This is a genomic window from Nocardia sichangensis, from assembly GCF_047200615.1.
In the GTDB taxonomy this organism is placed as follows: domain Bacteria; phylum Actinomycetota; class Actinomycetes; order Mycobacteriales; family Mycobacteriaceae; genus Nocardia; species Nocardia sichangensis.
In genome coordinates this window covers 1-20,478 of record NZ_JBJZOK010000052.1, presented here as the reverse complement: position 1 = coordinate 20,478, position 20,478 = coordinate 1, and the positions used below count along the sequence as shown (strand labels likewise).

Genomic DNA, 20,478 nt, shown 5'->3' with positions numbered 1-20,478 from the left:
ATTGGCCGCCCGCCGTTCCACGACGGCCCGACTGCTGATTGAGAGACGCGATCCGATCGCTGTGTAAGGACACGACAGCGTGGTCGTCGGCCCCTTGGGTATCCGGTGTGAACGTGATGGAGGTGCGTGTGCCCCAACAGCTTTGGGCGGGCATCGATGCCGGCAAGACTGCGCATCACTGCGTGGTGATCGATACCGACGGCAAACGGCGGCTGTCGCGGCGGATCGGCAACGACGAGACCGAGTTGACCGGGCTGATCAACCAGGTCGTGACGCTGGCCGACGGCGGTGAGCTGATCTGGGCAATCGATCTGAACCACGGCGGCGCGGCCTTGCTGATCACCCTGCTGCTCGCACGCGAGCAGCAGCTGCTCTACATCCCTGGCCGGGTCGTGCATCACGCTGCGGCCGGCTATCGCGGCAGCGGAAAATCCGATGCCAAGGATGCCGCGATCATCGCCGACCAAGCGCGCATGCGGCGTGATCTGCAACCGCTGCGCGCGGGTGACGAGATCGCGGTCGAGTTGCGCATCCTCACCGCGCACCGCACCGACCTGTCGTGTGACCGGACCCGGGCGATCAACCGGCTGCGCGCCACCCTGGTCGAGTATTTCCCGGCTCTGGAACGCGCCTTCGACTACAGCAAGTCCAAGGCGGCGTTGATCCTGCTCACCGACCACAACACCCCCGACGGGCTGCGCGCCCTCGACCCCGCGACGCTGACGACCTGGCTGCGAGACCGCAAGGCCCGCAACGCCTCCGCGGTCGCTGCTACCGCGCTGGCCGCCGCCGGAGCGCAACACACGCTGGTGCCCGGTCAGCAGATCGCCGCGGCGATGGTCGCGCGGCTGGCGAAGGAGGTGATGCGGCTCGACGACGAGATCGGTGACACCGAAGCGTTGATCGAGCAGCGATTTCGCCGCCACCGCCACGCCCCGATCATCGTGAGTATGCCCGGCTTCGGGATACTGCTCGGCGCGGAATTCCTCGCCGCCACCGGCGGTGACATGACCGTATTCGGCACCGCCGACCGGCTCGCTGGTGTTGCCGGGCTGGCACCGGTGCCCCGTGATTCCGGGCAGATCAGCGGCAACCTGAAACGGCCCCGCCGCTACGACCGCCGCCTGCTGCGGGCCTGCTACCTGGCCGCGCTGGTCGCCGCCCGGCACGACCCAGCCTCCCACTCCTACTACAGCCGGAAGAAAGCCGAAGGCAAACGCCACATCCAGGCCGTGCTCGCCCTGGCCCGGCGACGACTCAACGTCCTGTGGGCCATGCTCCGCGAGCACAAGACCTACCAGGCCGCACCCGCAACCTGACTCCATCACGAACCCTCACACCGACCCGGCGGGATTGACAACTTCATTGAGAATCTCCTTCCGGGATTCGAGGGCGGCGGTCACGGTGGCGTCGAGCTGCCGACGCAGGGTGCGGGTGCGGAAATCCGAGGACACGCAGGTGTAGATCGACGTCGTGCTGGCGTGCTCGTGACCGACCTGTTCCTGCACGAATCGAGGATCCCAGCCGTCCTCGATAAGATGCGTCACATACGATCTGCGCAGACTGTGCAGGTCGAGACCCGCGTCCAAGCCGAGCGCGTCACGGTAGGCGGCGAACCGGGGTTCAGGCGCTGACAGCCGATCCGCAGCCCGCGCTCGGACGGCCAGGCCGCCGGGTTGCCGTCGACACCGAACAACGGGCGGATGTCGGTGAACCACTCGTCGAGGACCTCGGCGGTCCAGTCCCAGACTGTCAACACACCGCGGCGTTTCGGTGGCGATCCCTTCTTCGCCTTGCCGTAACGGACCTGGCAGCGGCCGAACTCGCCGAACTCTCGTGCGTGCGGGTTGACGCCCGAAGTCGGCGGCGTCGAGCATCCGGATCTCGTTGCGCCGCAAATCGAACGAGTACGCGGTCTTGAACAGCGTCGCGTCCCGGAACGCCGGTAGCCAGCCCTTGCGGCCGAACGCCCGGATCCGCGCGACCTGATTGTCGGCGTGCTCGAAGAACGCGTGAAGCTCGGCCTTGGTGAACGCCCGCTTCTTCGGGTCGGACTCGTTGTCCTGGACGTGGACCGCTGTGTTCCACTCGTGCACGATCTGGATCGGGTGGGTGCCGAACCGGTTCTCGCAGGTCGCCGGCCACTCGTAGAGCGGATCGGTCACGAAGTGGCAGAACGACCGGATCGCCTCGGAGTAGGACCGGATCGTCGACCTCTTCAGATCACGCAGGGACCGCAGGTCGCCGAGCCACTCGTCGATCATCGCCGGGGTCCACTGCCATGGGAAGGCGTTGACGTAGGCGGTGAACGCCTTCACCGTCTTCTCCCGCCCCTCCACTGTCGTGTGGGCCAGGTTCCGGGCGAGCTGCTGGTTGGCGAACCCCGCCAGCATCGCCTCGAACACCTGCTCCTCTGGACGCAACAACGACACCCCGTCGACCAGGTGCAGCCGCGCGGCACCGGGCACCGAACCGCCGAAACCCGCCAAACCGATCCACCTCCGTAGGTCGCATCAGATGCGAGAAAGTCGCATCGTATGCGAGTCGGTGGGGAATCCACAGGTAGGTGCGCAATCCTGACCGCTTCGCCCGAATCGGCTGGGCTATCCTTCCCAATGCCGCCGTGCCGAACCCGCTGGTGTAGGCCATATTCGCCGCCTGAGACCGGTCATGTGTACTCAGTCGCGAGTTCGCATCAGATGCGATTGGCGCTGGATGTAGTAACCGCCGAAAAACCAACGGATATGGCGTAGCCGCAGCTGGCCGCCGGTGAGGCGCTGGTTCGGTCTGCAGTGATGGCCGGTTGCGTTCGACCATGCTCACCGGGCCCGGGCGGATCACCCGCGCCGAGATCAGATACTCACACCCGAGCCGGAACAGCAGGGTCGGGGAATCGTGTTCCATCGCCCGTGCGAGCAGGAACTCGTCGAGTTCCTTGAGTTCGAGCGCACCGGCCACCCGCCACCCGAGGTACTGGGCGACCAGCCGAAGATGGTCGGTGCGGGTCTGGGCGCGGCGGCCGTAGGAACGGTGTAGCAGACCGGGCAGTGCCGCAGCCGGAATTGCGGGCCCGGCAGCCAAGGCCCGCGCCAGTGCCGGTCGTTCACGTGGTTGCGTCCGGCCTCACCGGGCCGCAGCAGCACCGAGTTCTCCCGCACGTAGGTGTCGAACACCTCCTGCGCATCGAACTCACGCCCCGCATACTTGTCCAGCAGTGAGCCCGCCCAGCCGCCCAACGTCATCGTCCGCAGAAGCGCCGGCTCGACCCCGGTCCTCTCGGCCAGGGCTTTCATCAGCGGTTCGGGGACCTCCCACCAGTCGTTGTTGACCATGTGCGCGGGCATCTCGGGCCCGAGCGAGGCCAGCAGAGTTTTGACCGGCATCCGGTAGATCCTGGCCAGCCGCTCCAGCCAGGACGACAGCGACTCCAGCAGATCCGGCTGCGGATGCAGCGGCCAGCGCGGTGGTGCGCTCACGCCAGGTCTCGTTCGAACATCCGGCGGCGTTCGGTCAGTCCGACGTAGGGCGCCAGCACGAGGGTCTTCTGGTTGATCGCTTCCTCTCCGGACTCGATGGCCGCGATCGCGGCGTCGGTCAGCAGTGTGGTCAGCTCGCCGATGGTGCCCTCGCTGCGGGTCAGCAGGTAGGTGGCCATTTCCACGGTCGCGATCGGCGATGACCGGCGCAGCGGGAACGCGGCGGCGAAGCTGGCCAGCAACGCACACCCTTGGGCGTCGGGTTGCCAGCGGGGAAGGATGAACGGGGCGAACCGGTTCTCCAGCTGCGGATCCGAGCGGAGCGCCAGGTAGGCGTCGTTAGTGCCGACCCCCACCAGCGGGATCCGCAGCTCGTTGCCGAGGAACCGCAACAGGTTCAGAAACTCCCGCCGGACCGTGCGGCTGCTGCCCGCCAGGACATTGTGCAGTTCGTCGATCACGAGTACCCGAACTCCGGTGGCGCGCAGCATGCTCAACACCAGCTGTTCGAGATCGGCCAGCCGCGGCGCCCGGGCCCGCGCGGGCGAGCCGAGAGCGGCCAGCAGCGCAGTGTAGAACCGGGGCACCGACGGCTCAGACGGCATCTGCATCGTCAGCACGGGGATCTCCTCGTGGTCAGGATGCGAGGACGGCGGATGCGCTCGGCAGAACTTCTCGATGATCATCGACTTGCCGTTGTTCGTCGGGCCGAGGATCAGCAGGTTCGGCATCCGCTGCTTGCGGGGCGTGTCCAGCAGCGTTTCCAGCCTGGCCAAAGCGTCGGTGGCGCGGGTGTAGCCGATCCACCGGTCCCCACGCACGTACCGCAACCGCTGCGGGCCCGGCAGCATCGCGATCGGGCGCGCCGAGGGATGCAGATGCGACAGGTCCCGATCGTCGATCACCACTGCTCGATCTCCTCGAACGGCGCCACCGGCGCGGCCGCCGAATCGGCGGGCGGTGGCGGCAGGACCGGATCCGCGCCTTTGCGGGGCGGGGTGTTGTTGTTGCGGCGCTGTTTGTCGCGGCGGGCCTTGCGGCTGGCCGCGGTGGCGGTGTCAGTGATGTGGCGCATCTGTTCGACCATCGCGAACAGCGCGTTCTCGTCGACTTCGGCGCGGCCTTGCTCGCGCAGCCGGGCCACCGCTGCGGTCTGCTCCCACACGCTGATCGCCGGACGTGACCACGTCCGGTACGGCACCTCGAGGTATTCGCCGGTGTCCGGGTGTAGGGCCCAGATGCGGGAGATGTCGCGCGGGTCGCGCCGCAGCACGAACTTGCCGAGCAGCTCCCGGCGCACGATCAGCGGCTTCAGGGCGTCGCAATAGTATTGGACGTGGTCGAGCCGGAAACCGCTGCGGGTCAGCGACCGCCGTTCCACCGGCAGGAAGTCGACAAGGAACGCGGTCTCGTTGGTCACCGTCGGCGGAGTTCCCAGCTCGGCGGCCTTGTCCGCCCACACCCCCGCCGGCGTGCGCCCACCCAGGCCGTCGTGCGGTTCGCCGTGGTAGCAGGCCACCGCCAGCGCCATCCACCGCTGCAGCTCGGTCAGGGTGAGTACGGCTTTCGCGTCGCTGTCGTAGTCTCCGCGCTCGCGCGGGTTGGAGAACGTGGTGCCCGGCAGCTCGTGGGTCAACTTCATCATGGTGCCGACCAGGCGTTCGACGATGCCGCCGTAATGCGGGGCGCCCAGCGGCCGGTAGTCCACGGTGATGCCGTGCTGATCGCAGCCGCGGCGCAAGGCCTCGCTCTTGAACTCCGTCGCGTTGTCGACATACAGCCTGACGGGTTTGCCGCTCATCGGCCACACCGCCTCCACTCCGAGGCGCTCGAGCCAGGCCCGCTTGTCAACCGCCATCTGCGCCAGGCACAACCCGACCGAGGTCGCCGACGGCGCTTCGAGGGTGATCACCAGGCCCGGAACACATTTGGTGGCCTCGTCGATCGCCGCGGTCACATACGGCCGGCTGATCGGCAGCCGGTGCAGCTCGTCGACCACGATCACATCCGCCGGGGTGTGATCGATCTGGACCCGCTCCAGCAGTCCTTCGGTCACCGGCGCGGAACCGCCCGCCGACCGGCGCGAACGTGCCGCGTCCACGCCTTCCCGGGCGGTGACCACCATCGTCTGGTCCAGCCGGCCGATCCGCCGCACTACCGCTGACCGGGACGGCGGCCGCAGCCCTTTGGCCTGGCACTCGTGGGTGATCTCGCGGCAGATCACCGCCACCGAACGACGCTGCCGCGTCAGATACCTCGTCCGCAGCACCTTGCGGACGATCGCCTCCACCTCGTCGGGTAGCCGCTCACCGCCGCGGCCGCCGCTCGAGGTGCCGGGCAGCAGGTCCGAGGCCAGTCCGTCCCCGGCCCGCCACCGCTTCACCAGCGCGTACACCTGCCGTCGCTTCAGGCCCAGCTCCGCTGCGGCGTCGTCGGCGGCGCCGGCGCTGACCCGATCGTTGTGGGCGAGGCGGCCGATCACCTCCGCCCGGTGCACCGCCGATTGCCAGTGCGACTCATCTGCGGTGACCACACCGCGGACAGTGGCCTTGGCCGTATCGTCGGACATACCGAAGCTCTCCCGTGCACACGAGTTCGAACGAAGCACGGTAGTGCAGACGAGTTCGCGACACACCGATATCCGAAGTCCACTGCAATCAGGACAGAACCCCGAGGACAGCAGTGCAGAGGAGTTCGAACAATGACACGTGACCCGGATCCACACCGCCGCGCCCCGCACCCTGCGTGGATCCGCCGAGGCGTTCCTGGACACCCTCACCCCCGGCAACACCCGCCGCGCATACACCGTCGCGGTCGTCAAGACCGTCGACCAGCTCGACGGCCGCGACCCGGACGGGCTGCCCGGCCCCAGCCGGGCCCTGGCCTCGGTCACCGACGACGAGATCGGCGCAGCCCTCGAAACCCTCTGGGGCCAAGCCGCGGTCAACACCTGGAACGCGCGCCGCGCCGCGGTCGCGAAATGGCTGTCCTGGTGCCGCGAGCAAGGCTGGGACGCCCCGGCCGTTCCGGCGTCGGCCGCGCGCTCGACCCCGCCGGATTCGGAGACTCCGGTGCGCTCGCGGACCGCGATCGACCGGCTCATCGCCCGCCGCGATGTCGGTCTGCGGGAGAAGACGCTGTGGCGGATGCTGTATGAAACCTGCGCTCGCACAGAGGAACTGCTCCAGCTCAACCTCGAGGATCTCGACCTGGCGGGCCACCAGTAGCCACGCCATATCCGTTGGTTTTTCGGCGGTTACTACCGGAACCCCATTACGTGAGCGTCACCGGCGTCGCTCTTGGCCCGGAGACCCCCAGGCGGTCGCGAAACCGGGACGCCTGCAACGGATTCACGGCAAGTACCCTTTACCCGGCGGCAACCAGGGCGGCCACCCACGGGCCGCGATAGGTCTCGATCCCGACCAGCACCTCGATATCCTCGTCCACGGCGTCACCGACCAGGCCCCCAATGATCGCATGCAGCCTCGCCATCCCGGCCACGCCTTAGCAAGCGGGCTTTGGCCAGGCGGCGCCCGGAGCCGTCCATCACTTCCACATCGTGATGGTTCTGGGCCCAATCGTCTCCTACGAACAGTTGCAACGGTCCTTCCGTCTTTCGGTGCCGATCAACCGCGAGCAGCTGGCTGGAGAACCATCAGCGACCTAATCAAACAGTGCTCACGTCACCACGGACGGGCACGACATCCCAGCAGCGATCAACTCTCCCGACCCACCGGTAGGGGCACGATCTTTGAGCAGGACTCGAAGTCCAGGGGGTAAAAGTGCTCACCTGCCGGTCGGCCACCAAGGAGTGTGCCGGACAACTCACTCCCAGAACTGATTAGGTGGTAGACAAAACGGCGGCGCAGCCTTCTCAGTTTCGGTGCGGGGCGTCCCAGATCCAGGGTCGTGCGCTGGCGTTGAGCGCGGTGGTGGCTCGGTCGCGTCGGCGAAGGTCTGGCCGGCGAGGGCTTCGCGGCGGAAGATCCGCCACCAGGGCTCTTGCATGCTGAGCCAGCATGCGCCGACGGGGATGAACGTGTGTTTGATCCGGGGCTGGTCGGCGAGCCATTCGCGGGTGGATTCGCTGTTGTGACTGGAGAGGTTGTCGGTGATCACGTAGCCCGGGACAGCGGGCCGGATCGAGAATTGTCAGCTGGGCGTGTTCTGCGCCTATACCGGCAGCAGGGGGCGGCCGCTGATCGATCGGGAGTTGTATCTGCCCAAGTCGTGGACCGAGCATTGTCAGCGGTGCAGGGAGGCGAGCGTGCCCGATGACGTCGTAGTCGCGACCAAGGCGACGCTGGCGAAGAACATGCTGGCCAGAGCTCTGGATGCGGGAGTGCCGACCCGGTGAGTTACCGCTGACGAGGCCTACGGCGGTGATGGCAAGTTCCGGGCCTGGCTCGACGAACGCCGGATCGGGTATGTCGTGGCTGTCCCGCGTAGTCAGACCATCCCGGCCACCGCGGGCTGCACACGCGCCGATCACCTGGTCGAGCAAGCACCCTCGCAAGCGTGGAAACGCCGTAGCTGCGGTGCCGGAGCGAAAGGACCACGAATGTTCGACCGGGCGGTGGCCTCTCTGCCGGTCTACGAGTGGACCACCGCCGCGGGCTGGAGCCGTTGGCTGCTGGCCCGTCGAGCCCTGACCCCGAACAACAAGGGCGAACTCGAGACCGCCTACGACCTGTGCTGTGCACCCACGGGCACCACCGACGAGGAACTGATCCGCGTCGCCGGATCACGGTGGGCCGTAGAGGACTGCTTCCAGACCGCGAAAACCGAGGTCGAGCTCGACCACTACCAGGTCCGCCACTACGACGCCTGGTACCGGCACATCACCCTTGCCATGCTCGCCCACACCTACCTCGCCGTCACAGCTGCTATCGCCCAAAAGCATTGGCAACGGCTTCATCCCGCTCACCCTCGGAGAAATCCGACGTCTTCTGGCACACCTGATCACCAACCGCCCAGCACTCGCAGCCATACGGCGATGGTCGACCTGGCGGCGACGCCACCAATACCGGGCGAAGAAAGCCCACTACCAGCGACGACACCGACTACATCAGGAAGTGCAGCTGGAGTACCAGTGGTGACCAGGGTGTCGCTGCGGCGGGTCACCAGCACGGGGGCGATGTAGTGTTGTTCGAGCCAGAATCGTAGATACTTCACCTGACCGTAGGTTTCGTCGGTGGTGAACCACCGAAACGGCACCTCCGCCGCCAGAGCACGCTCGAGCATCTTCATCACCAGCCGGGGTTGGTCGCGAACTCGAGCTCGTCCGGAATGCCGGTGCCGCGATAGCGTTCACGGTCGGCGGTCCAGGATTCCGGCAGATACAGTTCCGGTCCACCGGAGCATGTCCATGCCGGGACGAGTAGGCCAGAAACGCCCCGACGTGGCAGTTCTCGGTGCGCCTGGCCGCGCCGGAATGCTGACGCTGCACCCCTGCCGAACGGACTCCCTTCGTCAGAAACCCCGTGTCATCGGCGTTCAACACCGAATCCCGATCACCGAGCCCGCTCGGCCACATAGCCGTTCACATAGTCACGAACCACGTCGACGTCCCAGTCCGCCCGCCGCAGCAAACGCCGCATCCCGTCCGGGCACACCTCGCCGACCCGCTCCGCCAGCGTCCACCCGTTCTTACGCTCCAGCCCCGCGACCAGGCCGGTCGCAGACTCCCGCGCCCGCCCCCGCGGCTCCGGCCGGGTGAACCGGCCGCCGATCCGAACACACAGCGAATCCAACTCCGCTGCAAAACATCCACGACCACGCAGGCACAACACTCGAACCCAGTGACGTTGCAGTACTAGCTAGGTGATCTGGGTGTCGAGCATCTCGGTCAGTTTTATACTCATCAGTTCACTCGTCGCAGAACGGGCCCGAGGGTATCGAGTACAGTGGGGTCCTCGATAGTGGCAGGGACTGACGGGTTGTCTCCGTCGGCGATTTCGCGCATCGTCCTGCGCAGGATCTTGCCCGAGCGGGTCTTGGGGAGTGCCGCGACGATGTCGACTCGATCGAGCGTGGCGACCGCACCTACCTCGGCCCTGACGCGCTCGGCGAGTTCAGCGCGTATTCGAGCGCTATCGGTGTCGGCGATGCCGGCTTTGAGCACGACCAGAGCACGCGGAATCTGGCCCTTGAGCTCGTCTCGAACCCCAATGACCGCGCACTCCGCTACTGCCTTGTGGCCGGCGATCGCGGCTTCGAGCGAGCCCGTAGACAGGCGATGACCAGCTATGTTGAGCACATCGTCTGTACGGCCCATGACGAAGAGATAGCCGTCATCGTCGATGTAACCGCCATCCCCCGTGAGATAGTAGCCCGGGTAGGCCGATAGGTAGGAGTTCACGTAGCGGTCATCGTCGCCCCAGAGCGTTGGAAGGGTGCCGGGCGGCATGGGCAATTTGATGCAGATCGCCCCTTCGGTACCTGGGCCCACCGGTTCACCATTTTCGTCCAGTACCTGAACGTCGAATCCGGGCACTGCGGTGGTGGGTGAGCCAGCCTTGATCGGCAGAAGCTCGAGGCCCTTGGGGTTGCATGCTATCGGCCACCCGGTCTCCGTCTGCCACCAATTGTCGATCACTGGAACGTGGAGCGTCGAGGCGGCCCACAGGTACGTATCGGGGTCGAGCCGCTCGCCCGCCAGATAGAGGGTGCGGAGAGCTGGAAGGTAATAGTTCGAAAGCAGACTCGCCTGCGGATCGACCTTCCTGATGGCCCGCAACGCGGTTGGGGCAGTGAACATAGCCACCGCGTTGTACTCGGCAGCGATACGCCAGAAAGCCCCTGCGTCGGGTGTGCCTACCGGCTTCCCCTCGTACAGAACGGTTGTAGCACCGGTCAACAATGGACCATAGACGATGTAGGAGTGTCCGACGACCCATCCCACATCGCTAGCGGTGAACATTGTTTCGCCCGCCGCGACGTCGTATAAATACTCCATCGACCATCGCAGCGCGACAGCATACCCCCCGCAGTCACGGTAGATGCCTTTCGGCTTCCCGGTCGTGCCAGATGTGTATAAGATATATAGTGGATCGGTAGATGTCATCGTCACGGGTTCGGCGCCTTCCTGAGCTGCCGTACCTGCCTCCCAATCCATCCAGTCGATGTCACGCTCCCCAAGCTCTGCCCGCTCTTGCTCCCGCTGAAGGATCACACAGTGCTCAGGCTTGTGTGTCGCGCGCCGGATCGCCTCGTCCAAGAATGGCTTGTACTTCACCACACGCGAAGGTTCGATTCCGCAGGATGCCGATACGATTACTTTTGGTGTCGCGTCGTCGATCCGAGCGGCGAGTTCTTGGGGCGCAAAGCCGCCGAAGACGACCGAATGGATCGCTCCGATTCGCGCACAGGCGAGCATCGTGATGACGGCCTCCGGGACCATCGGCATGTAGATCAGTACGCGGTCACCCTTTTCGACTCCGAGCCCCCGCAGCCCTCCCGCAGCAGCTCGCACGCGGGACAACAGGGCCGCGTAGGTGATCGTCTCCTTCCGACGTGTCAAGGGCGAGTCGTAGTGAATAGCGACCTGCTCGCTCCTGCCGCCGGCCACGTGTCGATCGACCGCGTTGTAGCAAACGTTGAGTTCTCCATCTGAAAACCAACGGTAAAATGGGGCTGTCGAGTCGTCGAGGATGGTGGTGGGTGGAGTTATCCAGTCGATCGCGCGGGCCGCTTCCGCCCAGAAGCCACCCGGATCCGCAAGGCTCTCTTCGTAGACGCGGTCGTAGTACCCGCCAGTCGCCTGGCCTCTTGTAGCCTCTCGTTGCGACATGTGAGCGCTTGTGGCTCGACCGTATTCGGGCGTCGCAGTCATGTCTTTCGGAAGCCTTTCGAGAGCGTCGTATCCAGACCGGGGACGCGGTGTCGCCTGTCAGGCTGAAGGGGCCAATGGTTTTCCATGACCATGACCATGACCATGACCATGACCATGACCGGATCGTGGGCCGTGTGCTGATGGGTGACCGACGACCGGGCTGCTTGTCAATCCAAGCGCTAGGTTCGGCCGGTTTACCGAAGCGGGGTCGGTGATTGTATAGCCAGGCACGCCCTCTGGAGGATGGCCCTGGTCGCCCGCATCCGGCGTATCCATTCAAGCCTCTGAGAGCTTGACCGCAGTTGTGGCACGGATGGTGCGCCGGAGGATCCGATGGTCCGAGGTGGAGACGGGACCCCATTGATCGGTCCGGGTGTGTGAGAACCGGTTATCGGTGATTGCAGATAGGATGGTCACTTCGAACGCCGCATCTAAAATATGCGCCGCATCATCCTGAGTTTTGCCGTACTATAGGGCGGATAGATTATCGATAGGTCGGGGAACGCCCTCTTTGACAGAACCGCTTTACGATGGCTGAATTGTTCGAATCCCCATTTTCCGTGATAAGAGCCGAACCCGCTTCCTCCGACTCCGCCAAACGGGAGCTGAGGGACCAGTGAATGTATGACGGCGTGATTGACCACGACAGCGCCCGCACTGATGCTGGAAAGCATTTTCCTGCGCTCGGAACGGGAATTGCTGAATAGATATGCCGCCAACGGTTTCGGGCGTGCGCTGACGAATTCCAGTGCGTCTGCCATTGAATCTACTGCGATTGTAGGCAGGATCGGGCCGAAGATCTCGTTGCTCATCAGCTTCGATTCGAGGTTCGGATCGAGCACGATTGTCGGTTGAATTGTCAGGTTATCGCCATCTGCCCGCCCACCGAACGCCACCATGCCACCGGACGAGGCAATCATGTCAACAAGTCGATCGTGATGCCTTCGGTTGATGATCCGCATACCCGAATCCAACTCGGCCGATCGGAACGTCTTCACTGCGGTGATGAGGCGTGCCAGGAACTCTTCTTTGATCGTGCGGTCTACGAGGACGTAGTCGGGGGCGATGCATGTTTGGCCGGAGTTCATGAACTTCGACCAGGCAATGCGCCGGGCCGCCACCTCGAGATTGGCCTGTTGCGTGACAATGACTGGACTTTTGCCGCCGAGTTCGAGCGTGACCGGCGTCAGCTGCCGCGCTGCTCCGGCCATGACCAGTTTGCCGATCTCGATGCCGCCGGTGAAGAAGACATGATCCAATCCGCGGGCCAGCAGGTCCTGTGTAACCTGGCCGTCGCCTTCTACAACCTTCACCGCGTCATTGTCGAGGTAGTGGGGAACGAGCCTCGCGAGCAGTCGGGAGGTGGCGGGCGAGTACTCAGACGGCTTGAGGATAACGCAGTTGCCTGCGGCGATGGCGCCGACGAGTGGTCCCAAGGTCAGGTTGAGTGGATAGTTCCATGGCCCTATGACAAGGACCACGCCCAAGGGCTCATATTCATACCAACCCCGGCCGGGCATCGCGGCGATAGGCAGTCGGGTATGGCGCCGACGCGCCCATTTGTGGAGGTTCTTGCGGGCATAGGCGGCCTCGACCGAGGGCGTCACGATATCGCCCATCCATGTCTCGGCCGAGGAGCGGCCCATATCCTCGGCGAGGGCGTTGGTGATCAGCGCTTCGTTCTCGGACAAAAGCCGCTCGATGCCGGCGAGCTGATTGCGGCGCCAGGTGAGGCCACGTGTCCGCCGGGAGGCGAACGTGCGCCGGAGGGTTTCGACGGCATTCTCGATAGCCTGGCCGGAATCGCGCCCGGGGAGGACTGCCGCTTCTTCGCCAGTTGATTCGTCAACTGAAGCAGGTGGACGGTTTGCGGTCATGGTGTGCTCCCAGCAAGCAATATCGGTAATGTCTGGACGAAAGGTGACGTTGCGGCATCCTCGGTGAGCGGCCGGCTGTATGCCACGAAGGCATTGGACTCGCGCCGCCGTCCGAAACGTTCTGAAGCGCCGCAGTGTCTTCGAGCGAGTGGACGTCGGCAATCTCGGTTCCCACCGCGTCCGCATGCTGCATGCCTACGGTGTCCTAGGTGGGAGTCGCGGGGCGGGTGAAACGACCCGAGGAGCAGGTCGCTCTCTGGGTAGAACGGATCCAGCTCGCGCCCCGAACGCCGCGGAGCCGAAAGGGCGCACCAGGCAGTGGTCGCTCGGCGCACTCTGCCACGTCCGGCAATCGACTCCGATCTGCCGATACATGCAGGAGGCATGCTTGCCCTTGAGGTGACTGGTGAACGACCGTCCCATGGCGGTGCAGTGCCGTTCCCCCGCGCCGATTTCGCTGGGGGGCGCGGGCTGTTCCGGGCACGACTATAGTGGCACATGCTCGACCTCCTCCTGTGACGTCGACCCCTGGGGGACGGTTTGGCCGGCGGGGCCCGCCGACGCGCGTTCGCTTCAATCCGCTCGAGTGGCTACACCTGCGCATCTAGGGCTGCGCAGGCGCCTCTCGCCGGTCGGCGACTTGAACAATTGATTTTCCCAGATTGTCGCCCGAAAACAGTCCGATCAGTGCCTCGGGCGCCCGCTCGAGGCCTCGAACGACATGCGAGCGCAATGACAACGCACCCGTCTCGAGCCACCGGCGCATGTCACGCCGGAAGTCGGCCAGCCGGTCGGCATGGTCCATGATGAGAAAACCATGCATGGTCACTCGTTTGGTCAACAAGTCGACCAACGGAGGTGCTGGGCTGGGCGCCTCCTGGTTGTAATCGGCGATCAGTCCGCAGACCGCGATGCGGGCATTGTTATTGAGAAGCGGCCAGACCGCGCCGAGAATGTCGCCACCGACGTTCTCGAAGTCGATGTCGATGCCATTTGGACACGCTGCCTGCAGCGTGTCGGGGAAATCGGTCGCTCGATAGTCGACGCAGGCGTCGAATCCGAGAACATCGACCACATAGCGACATTTCTCCGGCCCGCCGGCGATACCGACAGCACGACAGCCCTTGAGCTTCGCGATTTGCCCGACAAGCGACCCGACTGCTCCGGCTGCGGCCGAAACGACCACGGTTTCTCCCGCCACGGGCCTCCCGATATCCAGTAGGCCGACATACGCGGTGTGTCCGACCATTCCCAGCGGGCCGAGGTAGATGTCCGGCGACGGTTCACGATCAGGAAGCAACTCGACTTGCCCGCCGGACAGCACGACATACTCCTGCCAGTCACCGACTGCCGCTACAACGCTGCCGATGGGTACGCGTGGGTCCAATGAGCTGACGACCTCGCCGACGAAGTGTCCCGACATGGGTGCGTCGAGTTCATAGGCCGGCATATAGCTACCACCCGGATTCATCCGGGCTCGCATGTAGGGATCTACCGAGAGGGAAAGTGTGCGCACGAGCACCTGACCAGGGTCTGGTTCGGCCAAGGTTCGTGTTTCGAGCGCGAAGTCCTGCAGATCGGGACGTCCGTTCGGGCGCCGCTTGAGTATGACGGCTGTTGTGCGCATTGTCAGGACGCCGATTCGGCTGGGGCGGAGGCAGTGCCCGTGGCGGGGGGGTGCAGAATCAATCGGCCGGTGGCGATCTGGACGATGTCGCGCAGGCGCACTACTTGCCCGCCGGCGGCCCAGTTGCCCTCGTCGATCTCCTGGATTTGCGACCAGATGTCGAGGGGCTGTGGCGTGCCGTCGCGCTTATGCGGCGCGATGGTCTCCCACACCGTGGCCGCGATGGCTTCTCGTTTGGCATCGTCAAGCGATCCTTTCGGCACACCGATCTGAACCAGAATTGGGCCGAAACTGTTTGCGGTGCTGATGAATTCACCTGCGATGGTGACCCCCCCCTCGGCCCAGTCGTCGAACATTAGCCAGGTGATGTCCAGTGCCGCCGGGTGAGCGGAGCCACCGGCCTCGATATCCATCACTCGCCGAGTGAGCGTGGCTGCGATTTGGGCGCGTGCGGCGCGATCGAGTGCCTCGCGTGGTGAGCGGATCGTGATCGAGGGCATAGCGGCTTCCTTACCTTGACGGAGATTTTGGGGGGAGTCATCTGGTAGACCCTCTGCTATCGTACATATTGGCTATACACTCAGCAAGTATTTAGGAGGTGCCTGTGGTGTCCGGTTCGGGAGTTGAAACCAGTCACGCGCGCGCGCCTGGGGCCTCGGCCCAGGCGCAGGGCGAACGCGCAAATGTAGGTGTTGAGCATTGGGCTGAGGCGCGTCCTGACGAGATCGCGCTCATCGAGGACGATCGATCACTGACCTGGCGGCAGCTGAACATCCTGTCCGACGCTGTGGCCGAAGCGCTGTCCCAACAGGGGGTCGCGGCAGGTGACGTCGTTGCCGTACGTACGCATATCCGCATCGAGTGGGCGATCATCGATCTGGCGCTGTCGAAGATCGGATGTCGCTTATTGGGTCTCAACTGGCGGCTCACGCCAGGCGAGGTGGCCGGCATCATCAGCGACAGCGGTGCGCGCGCGCTCTTCTTCGATGACTCTGATCCCGCCCCGTTGCTCGATGCTGTTGTCTCGATCCCTTCGCTGACACTCGTGGGAATTGACTACAGCGGTGACAAAGCGTCAACGCTCTCGGACATGCTGGATATTGCTGCACCGACTCGGATCGCGAAGGCTCCAGCCCCGTTGGTGATATACACCTCCGGCACCACCGGACGACCGAGGGGCGTGGTGATCGCCCCTCGGCCTGGAGCGGAACAGGCCTTCGCTGAATACCAGGCCGACGTCGCACAACACGGTGCTCAAGTTGCTGGTGACGTGGTGTTGGTGACGATGCCGATGAGTCACGCGATCGGTCCGGCGATAGTCCGCGCCGCAGAGGCGCTGGGCAACCGAATGATCATCCTGCGCAGGTTCGATCCTGAGGAAGTCCTGCGTTTGATCGATGCGTACCGGGTCAGCTTCTGGACCGGCGTGCCGACGATGTTCAAGCGCCTGGCCGCGCTTCCTGCGGAGGCATTTGTCGACCGCGACCTCAGCTCCATCCGGGTGTTATCGGTCGGCGGTGCGCCGACGACGACTTCGCTGAAGCAATGGATCAACGCGACCTTCGGGCCGTGTCTCTACGAAGGTTATGGTGCAAGTGAGGTCGGTATGGTCACCGCGCTTCCCCCGGGGATGGACTCTGACCGGCCCGGATCGTGCGGTCGACCTTTCCGTCATGTCGAGATCAGCGTGCGTGGCACCGATGGGTCTCCGTTGGCCCCAGGGGAGATCGGCGAGATTTGGGTGCGGTCCCCCCTCGCCATCAACGGCTACCTGAACGCGCCACCGCTGAGTCCAGAAGATCTTGATGTGGAGGGGTTCTTCCGCGTCGGCGACGTCGGCCGAATTGACGAACAAGGCTATCTGTATCTAGTCGATCGTTCCAAGGACCTCATCGTTGCAGGTGGCGTCAACATCTACCCGGCGGAGGTCGAGGCCGCTCTGCTGAAGCACCCCGCCATCCAGGACGCAGCGGTGATCGGCATCCCAGACGACGATTTCGGCGAACGGGTGAAGGCATTTTGCGAGGTCAAGCCGAGCCACTCTGTCGATGAGGCGGAAATTCTTCAGCACTGCCGTCGTCATCTCGCGTCCTACAAGTGCCCGCGTTCAGTGGAAATCATCGACGAGCTCCCGCGCAATGCCATGGGAAAAGTCCTGAAGCGCAACCTCAGACAGCCCTATTGGGAAGGACAAGAACGAAGCATATGAACGACATTCTTAACCTCGCCGGCAAGGTCGCCGTCATCACCGGTGCTGGGCAAGGAGTGGGCCGCCAGATCGCGCTACACTTCGCCGCGCACGGCGCTGGAGGCGTTGTTGTGAACGACTACTACCTCGACCGTGCGGAGGCTGTCGCCGCGGAGATCGTGGCCGCTGGCGGACGTGCTTTGGCGGTCGAGGGCGACGTGACAAATCCGCGATCTGTGGCAACGATAATGGCCGCGGCAACCGAGGAGTTCGACGGCATTGATGTGCTGGTCAACAACGCTGGCAACGCTGGAGCCACCCCAACAGGAGAGGAGGCAAAGCCGTTCTGGGAGACGGGCCCCCAAGTCTGGGACAGCCATATCGCCGTCAACTTCTACGGTGTCCTGAACTGCACGGCTGCGGCTATTCCGACAATGATCGGGCGTGGTGGCGGCAATATCATCACAGTCATCTCCGATGCTGGACGGGTCGGTGAGGCCGGTCTCGAGATATATTCCGGTGCCAAAGCGGGGGCGGCAGGCTTCATGCGGGCTGTGGCGCGTTCGCTTGGACGGCACGCGATCCGTGCGAACTGCATCTCCATCGCGGCAACCCGCACTCCGACGGTGGCTGCCGCCTTGGACGGCGGCGATCCCGCACAGCTCAAACGGGCGCTGGAGCGGTACGTCATACGGCGTGCGGGGGAGCCGGTGGATGTGGCCAATATGGCGCTTTTCCTGGCGAGTGATGCGAGTTCCTGGGTTACCGGGCAAACTTATCCGGTCAACGGAGGCTTCTCGTTCTCGCTATGACCGAACCGACGATTCTGACCGAACGTGACGGCGCCTGTTTGATCATCACGATGAACAGGCCGCGCGTCCGCAATGCATTTGATGACGCGATGTCGGAGGCGATGGCCACGGCGCATGACTTGTTGGACGACGACGAGAGCCTGTGGATCGCAATTATTCACGGCGCGGGGGGAAACTTCAGCGCTGGCGCTGATCTCAAGGCATTGGCCCGCGGCGAACGGGCTACCACAGCGCGCCGCGGCAACTTCGGCATGTTGGCAAGACCGTCGCGCAAGCCGGTCATCGCGGCAATCGAAGGCTTCGCACTCGGCGGGGGCTTCGAGGTCGCGCTGGCGTGCGACCTGGTAGTCGCCTCGTGTGAAGCCGAATTCGGCTTGCCGGAAGTAAAATACAACCTGGTGGCGCTCGGCGGTGGTTTGTTCCGGCTGCCGCGTCGGATGCCTTACCATGCGGCACTGGAAATCGCCCTGTCGGGCGAGCCAGTCGATGCCGAAATCATGCATCGGTGGGGCGTGGTGAATCACGTGACGGAGGTGGGTGATGCCTTGCCACGCGCGCGCCAACTGGCCGACGCCCTTCTCCGTAACGGACCGACTGCGCTGGTGGCGACAAAGCGAATCGTTGCTGACTCGGCGGGCTGGACCGACGATCAGGCATGGGATCAGCAGCTGTCGATAGCGCGCACTGCGCTGGAGGCCGAAGACGCGTCCGAGGGACTGTTGGCCTTCGCCGAAAAGCGCACACCACGCTGGAAGGGGCGATGACGACGCCTGACTGCCAAGCGCCGTAGCACGGCGTCGATTGCGGGCGACTCAATCAGTTCAAGCTCTTGCGAAGATGGTTCATGGCGTCGATTCCCGGTCCGACCATCGACAAGAATCTTGTAAAAGACGAAGGTAGGTCGCCGGGTGATCACATCAACCTGGTCGGATAGATGCAATCTTTGAGGTAAGACAGTGGCCGCGCTCACGGAAGCCGTGCGCGCTTCCGATCGTGTGCGCTCCGATCGTAACCGGGACGCCGCCCGAGTCCGGCTCGGGCGGCGATCTGCCCACTCCTGTTCGGCGAGGACTTCCAACGACTGGTGCGAAGGATGAGCAAATGAAGATCGACCTCACTGTCCCGATCTCGGGTCCAGCCGACTGCCGCGACGTTGTCGCCCAGGCAGAGCGTGACGGCTACGACGGGGTGTGGACCACCGAGACGAAGCACGACCCGTTCGTGTCACTGGCGCTCGCGGCAACGGTGACCGAACACATCGAATTAGGCAGCGCGGTCGCGCTCGCATTCGCGCGGAATCCGATGTCAGTCGCTGTACTCGGTCACGACCTGCAGCACCTCGCCCAAGGCCGGATAAGGCTCGGCCTGGGCACTCAGATCAAGGCCCACATCACCCGCCGGTTCGGAATGCCGTGGTCTTATCCGGCCCGTCGCATGCGAGAGTTCGTGCTCGCGCTGAGAGCAATCTGGCAAAGCTGGGAGAACGACACACCGCTCGACTTCCGGGGCGAGTTCTATACCCACACACTGATGCCGACGATGTTCGTGCCGGACCGCCATCGATACGGGCCGCCGCCGGTATTGCTCGCCGCGGTGGGCACTGCGATGACCGAGATCGCGGGAGAAGTCGCGGATGGCGTTCTCTGTCACGGTTTCACCACTGAGCGGTACCTACGAGAAGTTACCTTACCAGCGCTGCGTCGTGGCAGGGAGAAGGTGGGACGCACGCTCGATGGGTTCGAGATCACCGGTTCGACGATGATTGTCGTCGGCCGCGATGAGCAGGAACTGGAGAAGGCGCTGGTGGGCGTGCGTAAACAGATCGCATTCTACGCTTCGACACCGGCCTACCGGGCGGTCCTGGACCTGCACGATCGTAGCGAGCTGGGCGAAAGGTTGCACCAACTGTCGCGTGCGGGTGAATGGAACACGATGGCCTCGCTTGTCGATGACGAATTCCTGCGCGCCGTAGCGATTGTAGGCAAACCGAACGAAGTCGCGGCCGAACTCAAAAGGTCATACGGGGACATGCTCACCCGTGTCTCCTTCTACACACCATACGAAATAGATCCCAAGTTAGTTAGCGAACTCGCCGTTGCTGTACGCGCGGTGTGATCGGAGGCGTATATGCGCAGCGTTGACTTGAAGACTGTTGTGACCGACGCGGTCACACTCGGTGAACCCTAATGAAGGGGGAATTCTTTCGTGCCCGCTGGAGGACGACCCTCTCTAGGGACGAGGAGAGGCGAGCTGGGAGGTGCGGTGACACACCGACTGTAGTGGGGCTGGGTCACCCCTCCACGCACGCGGCCCGCACGCCGCGTCTACCGCCATCCGCTCACCAGCCCTGACCGTCGCGCGGTCAGACGGACATGCCTCAGATTGCCAGCCTGCTCCATGTTCGCGGGCAGGTCGGCAGCATCCTGCCGCGGCGCGCGCTGGCGAAAAAGTAGGCCGTGCCCGCCGATATGCACATAAGGATTCGGTGCCACGGCAGCTCGTGCGCTCACCGGCGTCGGCGAGGTGCTCCAACCGGTGCAGATTGCTACCCACGTCATCGCCGGGGTCGACGACGAGCATTTCCTGATCTTGCCGCACCTGCAGGTACTGGACATGTACCGGCACAAGCGCGCCGACTACGACCGGTGGCTGCGCGGCATACGC

14 protein-coding genes and 6 pseudogenes are annotated in these 20,478 nt (G+C 64.3%); 8 read left to right on the top strand and 12 right to left on the bottom strand.

All coding sequences use genetic code 11. The features are described 5' to 3' along the window. The first annotated feature begins 128 nt into the window (after positions 1–128). The gene (locus tag ACL03I_RS37375; RefSeq protein ID WP_412808387.1) at positions 129–1,319 is read left to right on the top strand and encodes an IS110 family RNA-guided transposase; all 1,191 of its coding nucleotides are present in this window, start codon (positions 129–131) and stop codon (positions 1,317–1,319) included. 15 nt (positions 1,320–1,334) lie between these two features. Here ACL03I_RS37375 and ACL03I_RS37370 read toward each other — a convergent pair whose 3' ends face one another. From ACL03I_RS37370 to ACL03I_RS37350, 5 genes and pseudogenes are all read right to left on the bottom strand, one after another. Continuing rightward, a complete protein-coding gene (locus ACL03I_RS37370; RefSeq protein WP_412808386.1) occupies positions 1,335–2,489 on the bottom strand; it encodes a tyrosine-type recombinase/integrase in 1,155 nt (384 codons plus the stop codon). 292 nt (positions 2,490–2,781) lie between these two features. Next, positions 2,782–3,027: pseudogene (locus tag ACL03I_RS37365) on the bottom strand (DUF4158 domain-containing protein); the annotation flags it as partial. Between the two features lie 62 nt (positions 3,028–3,089). Beyond that, positions 3,090–3,476: pseudogene (locus ACL03I_RS37360) on the bottom strand (TniQ family protein); the annotation flags it as partial. Further along, on the bottom strand, positions 3,473–4,384 hold the full coding sequence (locus ACL03I_RS37355; RefSeq protein ID WP_459561397.1) for a TniB family NTP-binding protein: 912 nt from the start codon (positions 4,382–4,384) through the stop codon (positions 3,473–3,475). The gene ACL03I_RS37355 and the pseudogene ACL03I_RS37360, both read right to left, overlap by 4 nt. Continuing rightward, positions 4,378–6,045, bottom strand: coding sequence for a Mu transposase C-terminal domain-containing protein (locus ACL03I_RS37350; protein WP_412808385.1), 1,668 nt, complete (start codon positions 6,043–6,045; stop codon positions 4,378–4,380). Before ACL03I_RS37350 ends, ACL03I_RS37355 begins: the two co-directional genes overlap by 7 nt. A gap of 139 nt (positions 6,046–6,184) precedes the next feature. Here ACL03I_RS37350 and ACL03I_RS37345 point away from each other — a divergent pair, with 139 nt between their 5' ends. Beyond that, entirely contained in the window at positions 6,185–6,703 is a 519-nt protein-coding gene (locus ACL03I_RS37345) for a hypothetical protein (protein WP_412808384.1), read from the top strand. A 44-nt stretch (positions 6,704–6,747) separates the two neighbouring features. On the opposite strand, the pseudogene ACL03I_RS37340 reads toward ACL03I_RS37345, so the two are convergent. Then, positions 6,748–6,905, bottom strand: a pseudogene (locus ACL03I_RS37340) (IS110 family transposase); the annotation flags it as partial. A gap of 396 nt (positions 6,906–7,301) precedes the next feature. Then, on the bottom strand, positions 7,302–7,595 hold the full coding sequence (locus tag ACL03I_RS37335; RefSeq protein WP_412808383.1) for a transposase: 294 nt from the start codon (positions 7,593–7,595) through the stop codon (positions 7,302–7,304). A 7-nt stretch (positions 7,596–7,602) separates the two neighbouring features. Between ACL03I_RS37335 and ACL03I_RS37325 the strand changes: the two are divergent. Beyond that, positions 7,603–8,438: pseudogene (locus ACL03I_RS37325) on the top strand (IS701 family transposase); the annotation flags it as partial. A 143-nt stretch (positions 8,439–8,581) separates the two neighbouring features. On the opposite strand, the pseudogene ACL03I_RS37320 reads toward ACL03I_RS37325, so the two are convergent. From ACL03I_RS37320 to ACL03I_RS37300, 5 genes and pseudogenes are all read right to left on the bottom strand, one after another. Further along, positions 8,582–9,259 (bottom strand): annotated as a pseudogene (locus tag ACL03I_RS37320) (IS701 family transposase); the annotation flags it as partial. Between the two features lie 80 nt (positions 9,260–9,339). Beyond that, entirely contained in the window at positions 9,340–11,268 is a 1,929-nt protein-coding gene (locus ACL03I_RS37315; protein WP_412808382.1) for an acetate--CoA ligase, read from the bottom strand. A gap of 473 nt (positions 11,269–11,741) precedes the next feature. Next, on the bottom strand, positions 11,742–13,187 hold the full coding sequence (locus ACL03I_RS37310; protein WP_412808381.1) for an aldehyde dehydrogenase family protein: 1,446 nt from the start codon (positions 13,185–13,187) through the stop codon (positions 11,742–11,744). 604 nt (positions 13,188–13,791) lie between these two features. Continuing rightward, positions 13,792–14,814: an NADP-dependent oxidoreductase gene (locus ACL03I_RS37305; protein WP_412808380.1), complete on the bottom strand. Its 1,023-nt coding sequence runs from the start codon at positions 14,812–14,814 to the stop codon at positions 13,792–13,794. Between the two features lie 2 nt (positions 14,815–14,816). Next, positions 14,817–15,314, bottom strand: coding sequence for a hypothetical protein (locus ACL03I_RS37300; protein WP_412808379.1), 498 nt, complete (start codon positions 15,312–15,314; stop codon positions 14,817–14,819). A gap of 107 nt (positions 15,315–15,421) precedes the next feature. Here ACL03I_RS37300 and ACL03I_RS37295 point away from each other — a divergent pair, with 107 nt between their 5' ends. The 5 genes and pseudogenes from ACL03I_RS37295 to ACL03I_RS37275 form a co-directional block, all read left to right on the top strand. Beyond that, positions 15,422–17,023, top strand: coding sequence for a class I adenylate-forming enzyme family protein (locus ACL03I_RS37295; protein ID WP_412808378.1), 1,602 nt, complete (start codon positions 15,422–15,424; stop codon positions 17,021–17,023). After that, positions 17,020–17,814 (top strand): SDR family NAD(P)-dependent oxidoreductase, encoded by a 795-nt coding sequence (locus tag ACL03I_RS37290; RefSeq protein WP_412808377.1) that lies wholly within the window; start codon positions 17,020–17,022, stop codon positions 17,812–17,814. The genes ACL03I_RS37295 and ACL03I_RS37290 overlap by 4 nt, the downstream gene beginning before the upstream one ends. Then, positions 17,811–18,578: a crotonase/enoyl-CoA hydratase family protein gene (locus tag ACL03I_RS37285; protein WP_412808376.1), complete on the top strand. Its 768-nt coding sequence runs from the start codon at positions 17,811–17,813 to the stop codon at positions 18,576–18,578. The genes ACL03I_RS37290 and ACL03I_RS37285 overlap by 4 nt, the downstream gene beginning before the upstream one ends. Before the next feature lie 337 nt (positions 18,579–18,915). Further along, positions 18,916–19,929, top strand: coding sequence for a TIGR03617 family F420-dependent LLM class oxidoreductase (locus ACL03I_RS37280; protein ID WP_412808375.1), 1,014 nt, complete (start codon positions 18,916–18,918; stop codon positions 19,927–19,929). A 372-nt stretch (positions 19,930–20,301) separates the two neighbouring features. Continuing rightward, positions 20,302–20,478, top strand: a pseudogene (locus tag ACL03I_RS37275) (dehydrogenase); the annotation flags it as partial.